This window comes from Nocardia sp. NBC_00416 (assembly GCF_036032445.1).
GTDB lineage: Bacteria > Actinomycetota > Actinomycetes > Mycobacteriales > Mycobacteriaceae > Nocardia.
Window position 1 is genome coordinate 5,100,919 of record NZ_CP107932.1, and the last position, 16,000, is coordinate 5,116,918.

Sequence of the window (16,000 nt, forward strand, 5' to 3'; positions counted from 1 at the left end):
AGTTGAAGGACGAGACGAACGAGAACCAGCCGACAGGTCCGCTCCGGGGGATCAAGGTCCTGGACGCCTCCACGATTCTGGCCGGACCGCTGACCGCGCAGATCCTCGGTGACTTCGGCGCCGAGGTCATCAAGATCGAGCATCCGCAGAAACCGGACGGGATGCGCGGCCACGGGCTGGACAAGGACGGGATCCCGCTCTGGTGGAAGATGGTCGCCCGCAACAAGCAGACTGTCACGCTGAACTTGAGCACCGCGGACGGCCAGGCCGTGTTCCGGGACCTGGCCGCCGAAGCGGACGTGGTGATCGAGAACTTCCGGCCGGGCACCTTCGAACGCTGGGGTCTGTCCTACGCGGAACTGTCGGCGCACAATCCGGGCCTGATCATGCTGCGCGTCACCGGATTCGGGCAGCACGGCCCGTACGCCAAACGTCCCGCGTTCGGCACGCTGGTCGAATCGATGAGCGGTTTCGCCTATCTCACCGGCCAGCCCGACGGACCGCCGACCCTGCCCGCCTTCGGGCTCGCCGACTCCATCGCCGGTATCGCCGGTTCGTCGGCGATCTCGATGGCGCTGTTCGACCGGGAACGCAACGGCGGGACCGGGCAGGAGGTCGATCTGGACCTGCTCAGCCCGATCATGACCGCGGTCGGTCCCGGAGTGATCTATGCCGATCAGCTCGGCATCGATCAGGAGCGCACCGGCAACAGGTCGCAGAACAACGCCCCGCGCAACCTGTATCGCACCAAAGACGATCACTGGGTCGCGATCTCCACCAGCGCGCACGCCATCGCCGAGCGCGTGATGACGCTGGTGGGGCATCCCGAAGTGATCGACGAGCCGTGGTTCGCCACCGGGCGCACCCGCGCCCAGCACGCGGACCTGCTCGACACCTACGTCGGCGACTGGATCGCCGAACGGACCCGTGACGAGGTCACGAGTGTCTTCGAAGAAGCCGGCGCGGCCGTCGCGCCGGTCTACCGTCCGAGCGACCTGCTCACAGATCCGCAGGTCGTCGCCACCGACATGGTCACCACCGTCGAGGACAGCGAGCTCGGTCCCGTCCGCATGCAGAACGTCATGTGGCGTATGACCCGATCCCCCGGTGCGATCCGTCACACCGGACGACCCGCCGGTGCCGATACCGACAAGGTCCTCACCCGCCTCGGGCGCAGCCCCGAGGACATCGACGACCTGCGGGCACGCGGGGTCATCTGACCCGCGACAGCTTTAGGAGTTCGCTATGAAAACGCGTTGGTGGACCATCGCCATCATTCTGGGCCTGGTGGTGGTGAATTATATTGATCGCAGCGCCATCTCGTTCGCAGCCAGCCATCTGCGGGACGAGTTCGGGATCACGACGGCCCAGTACGGCATCATCAGTTCCGCATTCTCGATCGGCTACATGCTCTTCGCCCTGCTCTCGGGGCCACTGGTCGATCGGTTCGGTTCCCGCCGGGTGCTCATCACGGGCATGTTCATCTGGGCCGCGGCCACCGCGCTGACCCCGTTCGCCGGCGGATTCATCGGCCTGATCCTGCTGCGTATCCTCCTCGGAGCCGGTGAAGCGCCCTGCTTCCCGGCCGCGACCCGGATCGCCAGCCGGTGGTTGCCGGCGCACGAACGCGGTAAAGCACTCGCCATGATCGGTGGCGTCGCCGTTTCGGGCAGCCTGTTGATCGGCGGACCGATCCTCACCCAGCTGATCGCGCTCACCAGCTGGAAGGGCATGTTCTGGGTCCTCGCGATCGCCGGGCTCGTCTGGGTCGCGGTGGCCTTCCCCTTCCTGAAGAACTCGCCGAGCGAGGCGTCGTTCGTCTCCGAAGAGGAACAGCGCTACATCCGGTCGGGTCAGACCGACGGTGAGGACAGCGGCCACGAGTCGAAAGTCGACTGGGGCGAGATCCTGCGCAACCGTAACCTGTGGCTGGTCGGCCTCGGCTACTTCTCGTGGGGCTTCATGTTCTGGGCCTTCATGTACTGGCTCCCGCAGTACCTCGAACACGAATTCGGTCTGTCGATCAAGGCCGTCGGCGGATTCTCGGTGGCACCGTGGGCGGCCGGTGTCGTGGGTGCGCTCGCCGGCGGGATCCTGGTGGACCGCGTGTACAAACGCACCGAGAGCATCCGGTCCCGCTTCGTCATCATCGGCGTGGCACTGCTGCTCGCCGGGGCCTCGATCGCCCCGATCGTGTTCTTCCCCGGCAATCTCACGATCGCGCTGATCTGCATCTCGGCCGGCGTCGGCTTCGGCTTCGTCACCGGCGGTATCTGGTGGGTGGCCTCGATCGACGCCGCACCGTCGCAGCCCGGTACGGCCGCCGGTTTCGCGGACGCCTGTTTCGCGCTGTCGGGCATCATCGCGCCGACGGTCATGGGCTTCATCGTGGGCCGGACGGGCACTTACAACGGTGGCTTCCTGGTCATGACGATCCTGTGCCTGGTGGGTGCGGTCGCGATGCTGTTCTTCACCAAGGAACCGGAACGCGAACCGGCCGCAGTGGTTCCGGGCGCGCCGAAAGGCGAGTTCACCACCGCGAAATAACTGCCCGGGCCCCGGTGTGATCCGCCGGGCAGGGCGAGGGCGTGCGCCCCACGTGACGATGAGGGTCACGTGGGGCGTACGCGTATTCCGTGCGGAAGTCGCGCGGAGACAGGCTCACTCACGCAACGACTGACCGATCCGCGCCGCCTGCAGGTTGAGGTGATGTCGTTCGGCCAGGTTGGGGGCCACTTCGGCGGCGTCGGCGTACAGCCGTGCCGCGGTCGGCAGGTCGCCCGCCTTCTCGTGCAGGTAGGCCGCGGCCGCGGTGTGGCGGGGCAGGCCGGGGTCCACCGCCGCCAGGGCCGCGAGCCCGGCCCCGGGACCGTCGGCCTCGCCGACTGCGACGGCCCGGTTGAGTTGCACGACCGGGCTCCCGGTGAGCCGGAGCAGCTCGTCGTACCAGTCGACGATCTGCACCCAGTCGGTCTCCTCCGCGCGCGGCGCATCGGCGTGCAGGGCGGCGACCGCGGCCTGCGCCTGGAACTCGCCGAGGCGGTCCCGGGCCAGTGCCGCCTGCAGGATGGCGACGCCCTCCGCGATGAGCGAGGTGTCCCAGCGGGAGCGGTCCTGCTCGGCCAGCGCGACCAAGCTGCCGTCGCGGCGCGTTCGCGCCGCTCGCCGGGCGTGATGCAGCAACATCAATGCCAGCAGCCCCGCGGTCTCCTCGTCGTCGGTCATCGACGCCAACTGCCGGGTGAGCCGGATCGCCTCGGCCGCCAGGTCGACGTCGCCGGTATAGCCCTCGTTGAAGACCAGATAGAGCACTCGTAGCACGGTCGCGAGGTCACCGGGCTCGGCGAATCGGACGTCGCGAACCGTGCGTTTGGCCCGGCTGATCCGCTGCGCCATCGTCGCCTCGGGCACCAGATAGGCCCGTGCGATCTGCCGGGTGGTCAGACCGCCCACCGCGCGCAGCGTGAGGGCCACCGCGGCGGCCGGGGTCAGCGACGGATGGGCGCAGAGGAAGAAGAGCTGCAAGGTGTCGTCCGCCGACTCGGTAGGTCCGGGGGGCGGTTCGGCTTCGATCCGCTGCTCCCGGTCGCGGCGCGCAGCCGCGGAGCGGTGCGCGTCGAGGAACTTGCGCCAGGCGACCGTGACGAGCCAGCCCTTCGGGTCGGCGAGGGGCTGACCGGGCCAGGTGAGCGCGGCCTGGATGAGTGCCTCCTGCACGGCGTCCTCGGCCGTCGCGAAGTCGACTCCGCGATGCACGAGGACACCGATCACCGCGGGCGTCAGCTCCCGCAGCAGCAGTTCGTCCATCACCCGATCCTCCCCCGAATGCGCCCTGACCGGTCCGTCACTCGGTGACCGTCGGCGGTGCGCTCATGATCGGGCGCACCTCCAGCCACTCGTGGATCGGCCGACCGCCGGCGCCGGGGGCCGCCGACAACTCGGCGGCGAGTTCGAGTGCGCGGTCGTAGGTGTCGACGTCGATCATCGTCCAACCGGCGATCAGATCCTTGGTCTCCGCGAAAGGTCCGTCGGTGACCGGCGGCCGGCCCGCCCCGCCGGAGCGGACGAACGTGCCCTCCGACGAGAGGGCCTGGCTGTCGACGAACTCGCCGGTCTGCTCGAGCCGGGCTGCGAAATCGGTCATGTACTGCACGTGGTCTTCGACCTCTTGCTGGGTCCACTGGTCCATCGGGACCGCGTTCACCGCTTCGGGGGCGCCGCGATAGTGCTTGAGAAGCAGGTACTTCGCCATGTTGGTCTCCTCGGTCCGGTTGCGGCCACGGTGACCGCTTCCGCCCCTGGGACGGAACCGCCGTGCCGTTCTCGACATCCTCCGCCAAGTCTTTCTTCGGCACGTCCGGGCGGAGCGCTGCCCGGCGGCCACCAGGTCCTGGGTCGGTACCACTGGCCGGTAGACGCACCCGCCGCCGAGTGATCCGTATCACACCATGTCAGGATTCCCGCCCCAGCGGTGTCTTGTGCTCGACCCCCTCGGAGCAAAGGAGACATCATGGGCAAGAACATCGAAGTGGTCGTGATCGGCGGCGGGTATGCCGGAGTGATGGCAGCCAATCGCCTGACCCAGCGTGACGACGTGACGGTGACCGTGATCAACCCTCGGCCGGTCTTCGTCCCGCGGCTGCGTCTGCACCAGCTGGTCGGCGGGACCCACGACGCGGTCGTCGACTACCGGGAAGTCCTGGCCGAAGGCGTCCGGCTGGTCGTCGACAGCGCGGCACATATCGACGCGCCCGGGCGCAGCGTGACGCTGACCGCGGGCGGCACTGTCGGGTACGACTATCTGATCTACGCGGTGGGCAGCGACAGCGCAGGCCCGCACGTGCCGGGCGCGGCCGAATTCGCCCACCCGATCGCGACTCTGGAGGCGGCCCGGCGGGCGCGTTCAGTGCTGTGGGACACCCCGGCGACGACCCCGGTGACGGTCGTCGGGGGCGGTCCGTCCGGTATCGAGACCGCCGCGGAGCTGGCAGAGCAGGGCCGCGCCGTGACGTTGATCTGCGGTGGTGAACTCGGCCCGTACCTGCACCCCCGGGCTCGGCGAACCGCCCGCAAGTATCTTGCCGGGCTGGGCGCCGACATCCTCGAAGGCCCCGGTGCGTCGGTCACGGCGGTGACACCGGAAGCCGTGGAACTCGCCGACGGCCGCACGGTGGCGAGCCGGATCACCATCTGGACCGTGGGCTTCGGTGTGCCAGATCTGGCGGCCCGCAGCGGGCTGCGCACCGACGCGACCGGGCGCCTGCTCACCAGCGAAACGCTGACCAGTGTCGACGACGAGCGCATCGTCGCGGCCGGCGACTCGTCGGCGCCGTCGGACCTTCCCTTCCGGATGAGCGCCTACGCCGCGGGATGCCTCGGCGCCCATGCCGCCGACACCGTGCTGAACCGGATCGCCGGCCGGGCGGCCGCACCGATCGACCTGTCGTTCCCCGCCATGTGCATCAGCTTCGGCCGCGGTGCGGGTATCTTCCAGCTCGCCCACAAGGACGACACGGCGATGGGCCTCTACTTCACCGGGCCGGTGGGCAGGAAGCTCAAGGAGATCTCGTGCGCCGCGAGCGTCGCACACCTGGTGACCGAAGCACGCAAGCCCGGTTCACACTCCTGGCCCAAGGACGGCAAGCACCGGCCGCGGTTGCTGCAAGCGGCACGCGACCTTCCGGCGACGCCGGCCGCCGAGGACACCGGAATCCCCGTCGCCGCGCTCGGCGACCGGTGACTTCGACTATCCGAGATATGGCCCGACTCCGACCGTGCAGGTGTATCGCATGCGCGTCGTCGCCGAAGCCCGGCGGCACCGGATCGACCGGGCGCCGACGAGACAGGAGAGATCCATGCGAACAGGTGAGCCCGGCGGGCAGCGGTGCACCGACAGCGCGGCCGCCGCTGCTGACGGCGGCGGCGGCGACCGCACCACAATAGAAGCGACGGAAACGTTCCTCGCCCACCGAAATCTGCTGTTCACCGTCGCCTACGAGATGCTCGGGTCGGCGGCCGACGCCGACGACGTCCTCCAGGAAACCTGGTTGCGCTGGGTCGGGATCGATCCGGCGCACGTCGACGAGGCTCGCGCGTATCTGGTCCGGATCACGACCCGGCAAGCGCTGAACCGACTGCGGTCCGTGAAACGCCGCAGAGAGGCGTACGTGGGATCCTGGCTACCGGAGCCGTTGCTCACCACACCGGATGTGGCCGCCGACTTCGAGCTCGCCGAAAGCGTGTCGATGGCGTTGATGCTCGTCCTCGAGACACTGACCCCGACCGAACGCGCGGTATACGTACTGCGCGAGGCGTTCGGAGTCGACTACGACGAGATAGCGGCCGCTGTCGGCAAGACCCCCGCCGCCGTACACCAGATCGCCCACCGTGCCCGACGCCATGTCGAAGCCCGCCGCCCGCGCCGTTCGGTCACCGCGGGCCAAGCCGAGGCGGCTCTCGACGCCTTCCGGCGGGCGGTCGACACCCGGGACCTACAAGGTCTGCTCGATGTGCTGGCCCCCGACGTCGTCTCGATCAGCGACGGTGGCGGTATCAAGCAGGCCGCGCCACGGCCGATCATCGGCGCGGACAAGGTGGCCCGCTTCATCGTCGGCGGCCTCACCAAGAACAACGTCGCACTCACCACCGAGCCGACCACGGTCAACGGCAGCCCCGCACTGGCTGTGCACTTCGACGGGGTGCTCGACGGCGTCATCGCGATCCGGATCGAGCAGCAGCGCATCATCGGCCTCTACTACGTCCGCAACCCGCAGAAATTGACCCACCTCGGGTCCGAGACCCCGCTCACCCTGCGATGACACCGAGTCGCACTACGACGGAGCGTTATTCGTGCGGGGGCTCGCCGGTGATGAGGTGGTCGGCGTGGCTGAGCCCCTCCCGGATCACGCGGGTGATGTGGCCGCCGTGCAGGCGGTAGATGATGCGGCGGCCCTCTTTACGAGTATCGACCAGTCCCGTGAAGCGGAGTTTGGCCAGATGCTGGCTCACCGCGGTGCGGGAGGCGCCGCACGCGTCGACCAACGCGGTGACATCGGCTTCGCCATGGGTGAGCAGCCACAGGATGTGCAGGCGGGTGGGGTCGGCCAGCATCTGGAACATGCCACCCGCGGCCTCGAGGCGGGCGGCGTCCGGGGAGACCGGGTGGGTGAGGCTGGCCGGTGCCGGCGCGGGTTCGTCTGCACGCTCGGCCATCGTCGTCACCACTTTCATCGGACCAGCACAGCCGCCGCGGCGGGCTGGTGCGCGGGCCACACGCGTGCGGCTGTGATGGACCCGAGTGTAGCCAGCAGGGCCAGGACCACCATGGAAAACGTATGGCCGGCCGCGGCCGCGACCCATCCGGCGATCGGATAGGTGAGCAGGAAGCAGGCGTGCGAAAGGGAGAACTGCGCGGTGAACACGGCCTGACGTCCGGGTTCGCCGGAGTGCCGGCGCAGCAGCCGCGCCGCCGGGGTGCTGATCATCGAGGTTCCCGCGCCGAGTGCGAGCCAGGCCGCCACCAGGATCGTCCAGCCGACCCCCGGGCCGGGTCGGACGGCCGGCAGCAAGGCGGAAAAGAGCAGCGCGGCGGGGACGACAGTCGCGCCGGTGAGCATCAGACTCCGCTCGGGCAGGTCGGCGAGCAGACCTGGCAACAGCAGCGCGACCAGCATCGATCCGGCGCCGAAGCAGCCCAATGCGACCGCCGTCCCGGTATCGGTGCCGTGCAGCAGATCGCGAACGAAGACCACGGTATCGACCATCACCAGCCCGGTTCCGCTGGCTACCACCAGGTTCAGCGCCAGCAGGCCCCGCAGCGCCGGGTGCGAACCCAGCACCCGGGCCCCGGTGAGGACCCGCGCGATCAACGGCCGGGATCGGTCCGGCGGCGCGATAGCGGGCAGCGGGGTGGTCAGGACCAGCAGTGCCGACGCCAGGAAACCGGCGAGCGTGCCGAGGAACAGGGAGTGATAGCCGACGACGGTGAGCGCGGCGGCGGCCAGCAAGGGCGACAGCAGCGCTTCGAGGTCGTAGGCCAGACGCGACAGCGACAGCGCGCGGGTGTAGTCGCTCTCGTCGGGCAGTACCGCGGGAATCATCGCCTGGAAAGCGGGTGTGAAAGTCGCCGAGGCCGCCTGCAGAACGAATATCAGCAGGTAGATCTGCCATGTCTGGCCGACGAACGGCAGCAGCAACGCCACCGCGGCGCGTACGGCGTCGGCGGTGATCAGCACCGCTCGTCGCGGCAGCCGGTCGGTCAATGCGGCGATCAGCGGCGCCACCGCGACATAGGCCACCATCTTGATCGCCAACGCCGTCGCGAGCACGGCGCCGGCGTCCGCGCCGGCCAGGTCGTAGGCCAGCAGACCCAGCGCGACGGTCAGCAATCCGGTCCCGGCCAGCGCCACCACCTGGGCGGCGAAGAGCCGTCGGAACACCTGGTGTCCCAGTACATCCAGCACCGCCGCACCCAACCTTCGTCTCCGCCGAACGAGCATCCACAGAACATCCTATATGTGCGCACATGAGCACGTATAGGTCGGGCCGGGCGGGCATCGGCCGACCCGCGCATCGCTCAACGGGTGGACAGTCGTTGCGTTCGCTGGCACGATACGCAGCGGAAAAGTACAGACCATGCGGAGCTCGAGAACACCAGCGGTAGCCTCTGACGCCATGACCACGCACATGTTGCGAATTCGCTCCACTTCGCGTGTTCCAAACGGTGAAGGGAAGTGAACAGCCGTGGCCACGGTGACTTTCGATCGCGCCACCCGGCAGTACCCGGGGGCGAAAACGCCCGCCGTCGACCAATTGCGGCTCGAGATCGCCGACGGTGAATTCCTGGTGCTGGTCGGCCCGTCCGGGTGCGGTAAATCCACATCGCTGCGCATGCTGGCCGGGCTGGAGGATGTCACCGACGGACGCATCCTCATCGGCGACCGCGATGTCACCCACTCCGACCCCAAGGATCGCGATATCGCGATGGTCTTCCAGAACTATGCGCTGTACCCGCATATGACGGTGGCCGAGAACATGGGTTTCGCGCTCAAACTGGCCAAGGTCGGCAAGGACGAGAAACAGCGGCGGGTACTGGAAGCGGCCAAGCTTCTCGATCTGGAGCAGCTGCTGGACCGCCTGCCCAAGGCGCTGTCCGGCGGCCAGCGACAGCGGGTGGCCATGGGGCGCGCGATCGTTCGTGATCCGCAGGTTTTCCTGATGGACGAACCGCTGTCCAATCTCGACGCGAAACTGCGGGTACAGACCCGCACCCAGATCGCGCAGCTGCAGCGCCGCCTGGCCACGACCACCGTCTATGTCACCCACGACCAGGTCGAGGCCATGACCATGGGCGACCGGGTCGCGGTGATGCGCGACGGGCTGCTCCAGCAGTGCGCGGCACCGCGCGACCTGTACCGCGACCCGGCGAATGTCTTCGTCGCCGGTTTCATGGGATCACCGGCGATGAACCTGTTCACCCTGCCGGTCACCGACGGGGCGATCCGGATCGGCGGATTCGCGTTGCCGTTGCCGCGCTCGGTCGCCGACGCGGCGGGAACGTCGGTGACGGTGGGCATTCGCCCGGAGCATCTGGAAACCGGCGACTCGGGGATCGAGATCGAGGTGGACGTGGTGGAGGAACTCGGTTCCGACGCGTTCATCTACGGTCGCCCCACCGATCACACCCAGGGCGCGGACACGATCGTCGCGCGCACCGATTGGCGCAATCCGCCCGCCAAGGGCACCCGGGTCCACCTGGCGCCCGGCCCCGAGCACGTCTATTTCTTCGCGGTGGACGACGGTCGGCGACTGAGCTGATACCGCCCGCCCGCCGGGGCAGCTGAATCCACAGTGCGCCCGCGGCCCCGACGGTTCACCGCCGTCGGCCCGCGCGCCACTGTTCGTTGAGCCGGACACCCAGGTCGTCGACGCCGATCTCGCGACCCGATTCGCTGCGCACCTGGACCCGGACCGGATCCCCGGTAGCGGCCTCCACCAGATCGAGCGGCGGCGGCCCGGGTTGCAGGTGCGCATTGCCCCATTGCATCAGCGCCAGCACCACCGGGAGCAGATCGCGCCCCTTGGCGGTGAGCACGTACTCGTGCCGGGTGCGTTTGCCCTCCTCGCGATACGGCTGCCTGGTGAAGAGCCCCGCGTCGGTCAGTCTGCGCAATTGGCCGGCTACGGCGGCGTCGGTGATGCCCACCCGGGACGCGAAACCGTCGAACCGGGTGGTCCCGTAGTACGCCTCCCGCAGGATCAGGATCGCCGAGCGGGTGCCGACCACATCGAGCGCCTTCGCGATCGAGCAGTGGTCGGGTTTCCACGAGTCGAGATCGGCCAGGGGGCCTTCCATCACGGCTGCCATCCGCTCATCATAGCCATGCTGACTTGCCTCTACTAATGTCAGCACCTACTCTGGCTATAGATAACTTTAGCCAGAGGAACGCTCTGGTGGCGGAAGGAATCAACATGCGAGACGCGGTGATCGTCGATGCGGTACGAACCCCCATCGGGCGCGGAAAATCCAGCGGCGCCCTGCACGGGATCCACCCCGTGGACCTCATGGCGCACAGCCTGAGCGCCCTGGTCGCCCGCACCGGCGTGGACCCGGCCCTGATCGACGATGTGATCGGCGGGGTCGTGAGCCAAGTCGGCGAACAGGGAGTGAACATGACCCGGCGGGCGGCGCTGGCCGCCGGATTCCCGGAATCGGTGCCGGCGACGACGGTGGACCGCCAGTGCGGCAGCAGCCAGCAGGCCGTCCACTTCGCCGCACAGGGGGTGATCGCCGGCGCCTACGACATGGTGGTGGCCACCGGCGTGGAATCCATGAGCCGGGTGCCGATGGGGGCCAGCGCCCGAATACCCGCGGGCGCGGGCGATATCTCGGGCGTGGGTTTCGCCCAGCGATACCCGGAAGGGCTGGTCCCCCAGGGGATCAGCGCCGAACTCATCGCCGCGAAATGGGGGCTGTCCCGCGGACAGCTGGACGAATTCGCACTTGCCAGCCACGAGAAAGCCGCCCGGGCCACGAAGGACGGCCGGTTCGCCGCGGAACTCGCCCCGCTGGCCGGACTCGAAACCGACGAAGGCATCCGCACGGGTTCCACCCTGGACACCTTGGCCGGGCTGAAACCCGCGTATTACGACGCGGCCATGGCCGAACGCTTCCCCCAGATCGGCTGGAACATCACCGCCGCGACCGCGAGCCAGATCAGCGACGGCAGTGCCGCGGTCCTGATCACCACCAGCGAGCGGGCCCGCGAACTCGGCCTGCGCCCGCTTGCTCGGCTGCACAGTTTCGCGGTCGCCGGGGACGACCCGTTGTTCATGCTCACCGGCGTCATCCCCGCGACCCGCAAAGTATTGGACCGGGCCGGCCTCACCCTCGCCGATATCGATCTGATCGAGATCAACGAGGCGTTCGCGTCCGTCGTCGCGGCCTGGGCGCACGACACCGGCGCCGATCCGCGGCGAGTGAACGTCAACGGCGGCGCGATCGCGCTCGGGCATCCGCTCGGCGCGTCCGGGGCCCGGCTGATGACCACCCTCGTCCACGCCATGCGGGAACGCGGCGCCCGCTACGGCCTGCAGACCATGTGCGAGGCCGGCGGGCTCGCCAACGCGACCGTCCTCGAACTTCTCTGAATCGAGCCCGGCCGATCGTCCCTGGATCCGCGCGCACCCGCCGCGGATCCAGGGCGGGGTGCGAGGCGCGTCGGATCCGAGGGTCGGCGGCGCACCCCGAACGGCGGCCCGTCGGGTTCACCAGGTCTGGCCTAGTGTGATGCCGGTGAGCGAACTGCCCCGGCTCGACGCGATCCACGTCTACGCGATCCCCATGCGGTCGAAGTTCCGCGGGATCACCGTGCGCGAAGGCGTGCTGGTACGCGGGCCGGGCGGTTGGGGCGAGTTCTGTCCGTTCGTCGAATACGACGACCGCGAGGCGGCGCACTGGCTGGCCACGACAATCGAACAGATCACCGTGGGCTGGCCGGAACCGCTGCGGGACCGGATTCCCGTCAACTGCACCGTCCCCGCGGTGACACCGGAGCGGGCCCATGAACTCGTGGCCGGATCGGGCTGCCGCACGGCGAAAGTGAAAGTCGCCGATCACCCGGACGCACTGGCCGAGGATCTGGCCCGGGTGGAGGCCGTACGGTCGGCGCTGGGCCCCGCCGGGGCGATCCGGGTCGACGCCAACGCCGTATGGGACGTGGATACGGCGATCCGCGCTATCCGCGAAATCGACAGGGCGGCCGACGGCCTGGAATACGTGGAACAACCCTGCCGCACACTCGAGGAACTCGCGGCGGTGCGGCGCCGTGTCGGAGTCCCGATCGCGGCCGACGAATCCATTCGCCGCGCCGAAGACCCGCTACGGGTGGCGGTAGCCGGCGCCGCGGATATCGCGGTGCTCAAATGCACCCCGCTCGGGGGCGTCCGGCGAGCGCTCGACGTAGCCGCCGCGGCCGGACTGCCGTGCGTCATCTCGTCGGCGCTGGAAACCAGCGTCGGACTCGCCGCACAACTCGCCCTCGCCGGGTCGCTGCCGCACCTCGACCACGCCTGCGGCCTCGGCACCGTGACCCTGTTCGAAGGCGATCTGGTCACCGATTCGCTGCGCCCGGTGGACGGCTACCTCCCGGTACCCCGTACCAGCCCGGATCCCGACCCGGCCCTGCTGGAGAAATACCGCCACCCGGACCCGGATCGCACGGCCTGGTGGACCGAGCGGTTCCTGCGCATATGGCGCGCTTACGGCACGCGGGACTGAACCCCTCGGACGGCTCGGCGAACTCCGGACCGTCGTACCCACCCCGCGCCGAGTTCAGCGAGGCTCACAAAGGTTGCGGCCCGGCCCGCATTTCAGCGCCCGAAACGCATGCGCCGCAGGCGCGAGTCTCGGGCGCTGAAACGCGGGCCCTCAGGGGCCGCAACCCGCGCCGCCGCAGGCGGCGCAAATAAACACAGCTCACCCCAGCCGAACCCCGCAGTCGTGCAGCGTGACGCGCAGCAGCAGACCGGCTTCCGGCCCGATCACCCCGTCGACCAATTCCACGTACCGTCCGCAGAATCCGGGCCCGTGCGCCGCCACCGCGGCGGGCCGTGGTTCGAGGTGATGGGCGAGTTCGTGCAGGACCACCAGCTCCCGCAGCGCCCACGCGGATCTGCCGCCGCGCGACGCGCGATCTGCGTGCACCGGCACCGCCAGCACGGCGGGATCCGATTCGTAGTGGGCGGCGACAGTCCCGGCGCGGGCGCGAACCCGGATGGGCACCCCGGCGCGGGCCCAGTTCGAGGCGACCCAGCCCAGGGCGAGGACGCGATCGCAGTACCGCTGCACCGATTCCACCGAGGCGAATTTCCGTTCGTCGGGCAGGGTCAATCGCGAACCGTGCAGTTCGATCGTGCGATGCCCGAATTCGGCGGCCCGGTCGAATATCACGCGTACCAACTGCTCGGCGTCGTAGACCCTCGCGCGCTGCGTATCTCGCACCGCGGACACCGCTACTCCCCCACGCCGCCGATGAGCTGTCCCCGACCGGAATCCAGTTCCGGCGCGAAGCCCAGCCTGGCCGCCCGACCGGCTCGGTCGCCCGCTCGCCGGGCGTCCGGAGCGTAACCGGTGGATGTATGCGGTCCCCGCCAGGTACCGCGGGCCTCAGAGTTACGCGTGTAGAAATCCGCCAGTTCGATCTCCTTGCCCCGCAACGCGAGCGCCGTTCCCGCGGCCTGCTCCTGGGAGATCGGGTCGGCGGCGTGCGTGTCACGGGTGGTCGCGGCGCGTTCGACCTCCTGTTTGGCCTCGGCCAACCGGAGGCCGATCCGTTCCGCGAATGCCATCTGGAAGTTCAGGCGGGCCGTCACCCCGGCGACCGGGACCCGCACCACCCGGCGCACCCGGCGGCCGCGCCGGCGTTCGGCGACGACCTTCTCCATCGTCGCCGACCGGTACTCGCCGGATTTGATGTACCGGTCCGACGCCCGCACCATCTGCACCAGCAGGCTCGAGTACAGCGCCTCGCAGACCGTGATATCGGCGGCGAAACCGTAGGCGTAGACCTGTGTCGAGGTCCGGGCGACATCGCAGCGCACATCGTTGGCCCCGGCGATGGCGACGAACAACTGCACATAGGTGCGCAGACCCTTTCGGCCGGGTTCACCGATCGGGATCATCCGCTGGATCAGCTCGGCGGGCCGTTCCCGGTCCCGGGTGTGTGCCCGCGCCACCGCCAGATCTATGGAGGACCGGGTGGCCAGCCGCTGGGCCGCGGCGAGGAAGGCCTCGGCCTCGTGTTCGTTGTCGGTGGATTCGGCTTTGCGCAGCAGTCCGCCGATCCTGGTGAGCAGGCGATCGGATACTGCGTCGGCGGAGGACATCGCGGACCAGCCTAATCGGCGTAGCCGCACGGGCTCCACCCGCGGCCGGTCCGGCCCGGAGCCGGGGAGAGGTTCACAAACCCTCTCACCTGTCGTTATACCTGAACCGCACTATTCGCCCGGGCCGGGCCGGGAACCGGCAACCGGAGCCGCCGTTCACTCCGGTCCGGGGAGAACCCGGCACGCGACGTGCACACCATGTATGTTGCCTTGTGCTGCCGCTCACGTGTCGACCCTGGAGTTCCGCGATGGCTTTCAAGAAGGTGCCGTCTCTACGTGCCGCGCTCGTCCTATGGCCGATCGCGCTGCTGACCGTGACCTTTGCCACCGCATGCAACACCAGCGATACCGACGAACAGCTCGGCAGGAACCAGGACGGACGCGGCCCGATCACCTACGTCGAGGGTAAGGACACCACCGAAACCGGTGCGGTCAAACAGGTGATCGACAACTGGAACGCCACCCACCCGGACGAACAGGTCACCTACAAGGAACAGTCCAACGACGCGTCCGCGCAGTACGACGATCTGGTCGAGCACATGCGCGCGAAATCGTCGGACTACGACGTGGTGGCGCTCGACGTTCCGTGGACCGCGGAATTCGCGGCGAAGGGCTGGATCCAGCCGCTCGAGGATCAGTTCGCCATCGACACCTCCCCGTTGCTGTCCCCGCCCGTCGCCAGCGCCACCTACAACGGCACCCTCTACGCCGCCCCCCGCAACACCAACGGCGGCCTGCTGTTCTACCGCAAGGATCTGGTCCCGGTGCCGCCGCGTACCTGGGCCGAGATGCGGGCGAGCTGCCCGCTGGCGCGCGATAACCAGATCGGCTGCTATGCGGGCCAGTTCGCGCCGTACGAAGGTCTGACCGTGAACACCGCCGAGGTGATCAACGCGTTCGGCGGCACCTTCGTCGGCACCGACGGCCGCACGCCGACGGTGAACAGTCCGCAGTCGCGGGCGGGCCTGGAACAGCTGGTGGACGCCTTCCGGGTCGGTGATATACCCCGTGAGGCGATCACCTTCCAGGAACCGGAGAGCGGCGCCGCCTTCAACCAGGGCAAGCTCATGTTCCTGCGCAGCTGGCCGTCCACCTACGGCGACGCGTCTTCGGAGGCCTCGGCCGTGAAGGACAAGTTCGGCGTGGCCCCGCTACCCGGCGACACCGGCATCGGCGCTTCGACTCTCGGCGGCTACAACGCCGCGATCAGCGCGTATTCCGAGAACAAGGCCACGGCACTGGATTTCCTGAAGTACCTGATCAGCGAGGAAGCCCAGCACATCATCGCCTCCGGCGCACTGCCGTCGGTGCGGGCCTCGATCTACGACGATCCGGCGCTCATCGCCAAGATGCCGTACCTGCCCGCCTTGAAGGATTCCATCGCCAGCGCGGTGCCCCGACCGGTCACCCCGTTCTATCCGGCGGTGTCCAAAGCCATTCAGGACAACGCATATGCTGCCCTGACCGGAACCAAGTCCGTGAACGACGCGATCATCGGCATGCAGAAGGGCATCGAGACGGCCGGATCGTAGTGATTGTTCAACCGGACCCGGCGAGCCAGGAGAGAGAACGGTGTCGGATCCTTCCGGAACGGACGCGCAGGCGTCGGTCCGTA

At 68.8% G+C, this 16,000-nt stretch carries 15 protein-coding genes; 8 read left to right on the forward strand and 7 right to left on the reverse strand.

Annotation, left to right across the window (positions count from 1 at the left end; genetic code table 11):
* Positions 1–2: 2 nt before the first annotated feature.
* Both OG804_RS21920 and OG804_RS21925 read left to right on the forward strand, forming a co-directional pair.
* The gene (locus tag OG804_RS21920; RefSeq protein WP_328389382.1) at positions 3–1,220 is read left to right on the forward strand and encodes a CaiB/BaiF CoA transferase family protein; all 1,218 of its coding nucleotides are present in this window, start codon (positions 3–5) and stop codon (positions 1,218–1,220) included.
* A 25-nt stretch (positions 1,221–1,245) separates the two neighbouring features.
* Complete coding sequence (locus OG804_RS21925) at positions 1,246–2,547, forward strand: MFS transporter (RefSeq protein WP_328389384.1); 1,302 nt, start codon at positions 1,246–1,248, stop codon at positions 2,545–2,547.
* A 114-nt stretch (positions 2,548–2,661) separates the two neighbouring features.
* Here OG804_RS21925 and OG804_RS21930 read toward each other — a convergent pair whose 3' ends face one another.
* Both OG804_RS21930 and OG804_RS21935 read right to left on the reverse strand, forming a co-directional pair.
* Positions 2,662–3,807, reverse strand: a complete 1,146-nt coding sequence (locus tag OG804_RS21930; protein WP_328389387.1) for an RNA polymerase sigma factor — start codon at positions 3,805–3,807, stop codon at positions 2,662–2,664.
* A 37-nt stretch (positions 3,808–3,844) separates the two neighbouring features.
* Complete coding sequence (locus tag OG804_RS21935) at positions 3,845–4,252, reverse strand: YciI family protein (protein ID WP_328389389.1); 408 nt, start codon at positions 4,250–4,252, stop codon at positions 3,845–3,847.
* A 258-nt stretch (positions 4,253–4,510) separates the two neighbouring features.
* Between OG804_RS21935 and OG804_RS21940 the strand changes: the two genes are divergently transcribed.
* Together OG804_RS21940 and OG804_RS21945 are read left to right on the forward strand one after the other, a co-directional pair.
* Positions 4,511–5,740: an NAD(P)/FAD-dependent oxidoreductase gene (locus OG804_RS21940; protein ID WP_328389391.1), complete on the forward strand. Its 1,230-nt coding sequence runs from the start codon at positions 4,511–4,513 to the stop codon at positions 5,738–5,740.
* Positions 5,741–5,855: 115 nt separating this feature from the next.
* Positions 5,856–6,818 (forward strand): RNA polymerase sigma-70 factor, encoded by a 963-nt coding sequence (locus OG804_RS21945; RefSeq protein ID WP_328389393.1) that lies wholly within the window; start codon positions 5,856–5,858, stop codon positions 6,816–6,818.
* Between the two features lie 25 nt (positions 6,819–6,843).
* On the opposite strand, the gene OG804_RS21950 is transcribed toward OG804_RS21945, so the two are convergent.
* Together OG804_RS21950 and OG804_RS21955 are read right to left on the reverse strand one after the other, a co-directional pair.
* The gene (locus OG804_RS21950; RefSeq protein WP_328389394.1) at positions 6,844–7,212 is read right to left on the reverse strand and encodes an ArsR/SmtB family transcription factor; all 369 of its coding nucleotides are present in this window, start codon (positions 7,210–7,212) and stop codon (positions 6,844–6,846) included.
* Between the two features lie 14 nt (positions 7,213–7,226).
* Positions 7,227–8,462 carry an MFS transporter gene (locus tag OG804_RS21955; protein ID WP_328389396.1) on the reverse strand — a complete coding sequence of 412 codons (1,236 nt, stop codon included), beginning with the start codon at positions 8,460–8,462 and terminating at the stop codon, positions 7,227–7,229.
* A gap of 280 nt (positions 8,463–8,742) precedes the next feature.
* Between OG804_RS21955 and OG804_RS21960 the strand changes: the two genes are divergently transcribed.
* Positions 8,743–9,816 carry an ABC transporter ATP-binding protein gene (locus OG804_RS21960; RefSeq protein ID WP_328389398.1) on the forward strand — a complete coding sequence of 358 codons (1,074 nt, stop codon included), beginning with the start codon at positions 8,743–8,745 and terminating at the stop codon, positions 9,814–9,816.
* Positions 9,817–9,871: 55 nt separating this feature from the next.
* On the opposite strand, the gene OG804_RS21965 is transcribed toward OG804_RS21960, so the two are convergent.
* Positions 9,872–10,366 carry a winged helix-turn-helix transcriptional regulator gene (locus OG804_RS21965; protein ID WP_328389400.1) on the reverse strand — a complete coding sequence of 165 codons (495 nt, stop codon included), beginning with the start codon at positions 10,364–10,366 and terminating at the stop codon, positions 9,872–9,874.
* A gap of 104 nt (positions 10,367–10,470) precedes the next feature.
* On the opposite strand from OG804_RS21965, the gene OG804_RS21970 reads away from it, so the two are divergent.
* Entirely contained in the window at positions 10,471–11,649 is a 1,179-nt protein-coding gene (locus OG804_RS21970; protein WP_328398607.1) for a thiolase family protein, read from the forward strand.
* 139 nt (positions 11,650–11,788) lie between these two features.
* Positions 11,789–12,778 (forward strand): o-succinylbenzoate synthase, encoded by a 990-nt coding sequence (locus OG804_RS21975; protein ID WP_328389402.1) that lies wholly within the window; start codon positions 11,789–11,791, stop codon positions 12,776–12,778.
* A gap of 198 nt (positions 12,779–12,976) precedes the next feature.
* On the opposite strand, the gene OG804_RS21980 is transcribed toward OG804_RS21975, so the two are convergent.
* Both OG804_RS21980 and OG804_RS21985 read right to left on the reverse strand, forming a co-directional pair.
* On the reverse strand, positions 12,977–13,510 hold the full coding sequence (locus OG804_RS21980) for a TIGR04338 family metallohydrolase (protein WP_328389404.1): 534 nt from the start codon (positions 13,508–13,510) through the stop codon (positions 12,977–12,979).
* Positions 13,511–13,512: 2 nt separating this feature from the next.
* Entirely contained in the window at positions 13,513–14,385 is an 873-nt protein-coding gene (locus OG804_RS21985) for a DUF2786 domain-containing protein (RefSeq protein ID WP_328389406.1), read from the reverse strand.
* A gap of 248 nt (positions 14,386–14,633) precedes the next feature.
* On the opposite strand from OG804_RS21985, the gene OG804_RS21990 reads away from it, so the two are divergent.
* A complete protein-coding gene (locus OG804_RS21990; RefSeq protein ID WP_328389408.1) occupies positions 14,634–15,917 on the forward strand; it encodes an ABC transporter substrate-binding protein in 1,284 nt (427 codons plus the stop codon).
* Positions 15,918–16,000: the final 83 nt, after the last annotated feature.

What these genes read in the sequence shown, in the direction of transcription:
- OG804_RS21925 (WP_328389384.1), top strand. Translation starts at nt 1,246, where the DNA reads ATGAAAACGCGTTGGTGGACCATCGCCATCATTCTGGGCCTGGTGGTG.
- OG804_RS21930 (WP_328389387.1), bottom strand. Translation starts at nt 3,807, where the DNA reads ATGGACGAACTGCTGCTGCGGGAGCTGACGCCCGCGGTGATCGGTGTC.
- OG804_RS21935 (WP_328389389.1), bottom strand. Translation starts at nt 4,252, where the DNA reads ATGGCGAAGTACCTGCTTCTCAAGCACTATCGCGGCGCCCCCGAAGCG.
- OG804_RS21940 (WP_328389391.1), top strand. Translation starts at nt 4,511, where the DNA reads ATGGGCAAGAACATCGAAGTGGTCGTGATCGGCGGCGGGTATGCCGGA.
- OG804_RS21945 (WP_328389393.1), top strand. Translation starts at nt 5,856, where the DNA reads ATGCGAACAGGTGAGCCCGGCGGGCAGCGGTGCACCGACAGCGCGGCC.
- OG804_RS21950 (WP_328389394.1), bottom strand. Translation starts at nt 7,212, where the DNA reads ATGGCCGAGCGTGCAGACGAACCCGCGCCGGCACCGGCCAGCCTCACC.
- OG804_RS21965 (WP_328389400.1), bottom strand. Translation starts at nt 10,366, where the DNA reads ATGGCAGCCGTGATGGAAGGCCCCCTGGCCGATCTCGACTCGTGGAAA.
- OG804_RS21970 (WP_328398607.1), top strand. Translation starts at nt 10,471, where the DNA reads ATGCGAGACGCGGTGATCGTCGATGCGGTACGAACCCCCATCGGGCGC.
- OG804_RS21975 (WP_328389402.1), top strand. Translation starts at nt 11,789, where the DNA reads ATGCCGGTGAGCGAACTGCCCCGGCTCGACGCGATCCACGTCTACGCG.
- OG804_RS21985 (WP_328389406.1), bottom strand. Translation starts at nt 14,385, where the DNA reads ATGTCCTCCGCCGACGCAGTATCCGATCGCCTGCTCACCAGGATCGGC.
- OG804_RS21990 (WP_328389408.1), top strand. Translation starts at nt 14,634, where the DNA reads ATGGCTTTCAAGAAGGTGCCGTCTCTACGTGCCGCGCTCGTCCTATGG.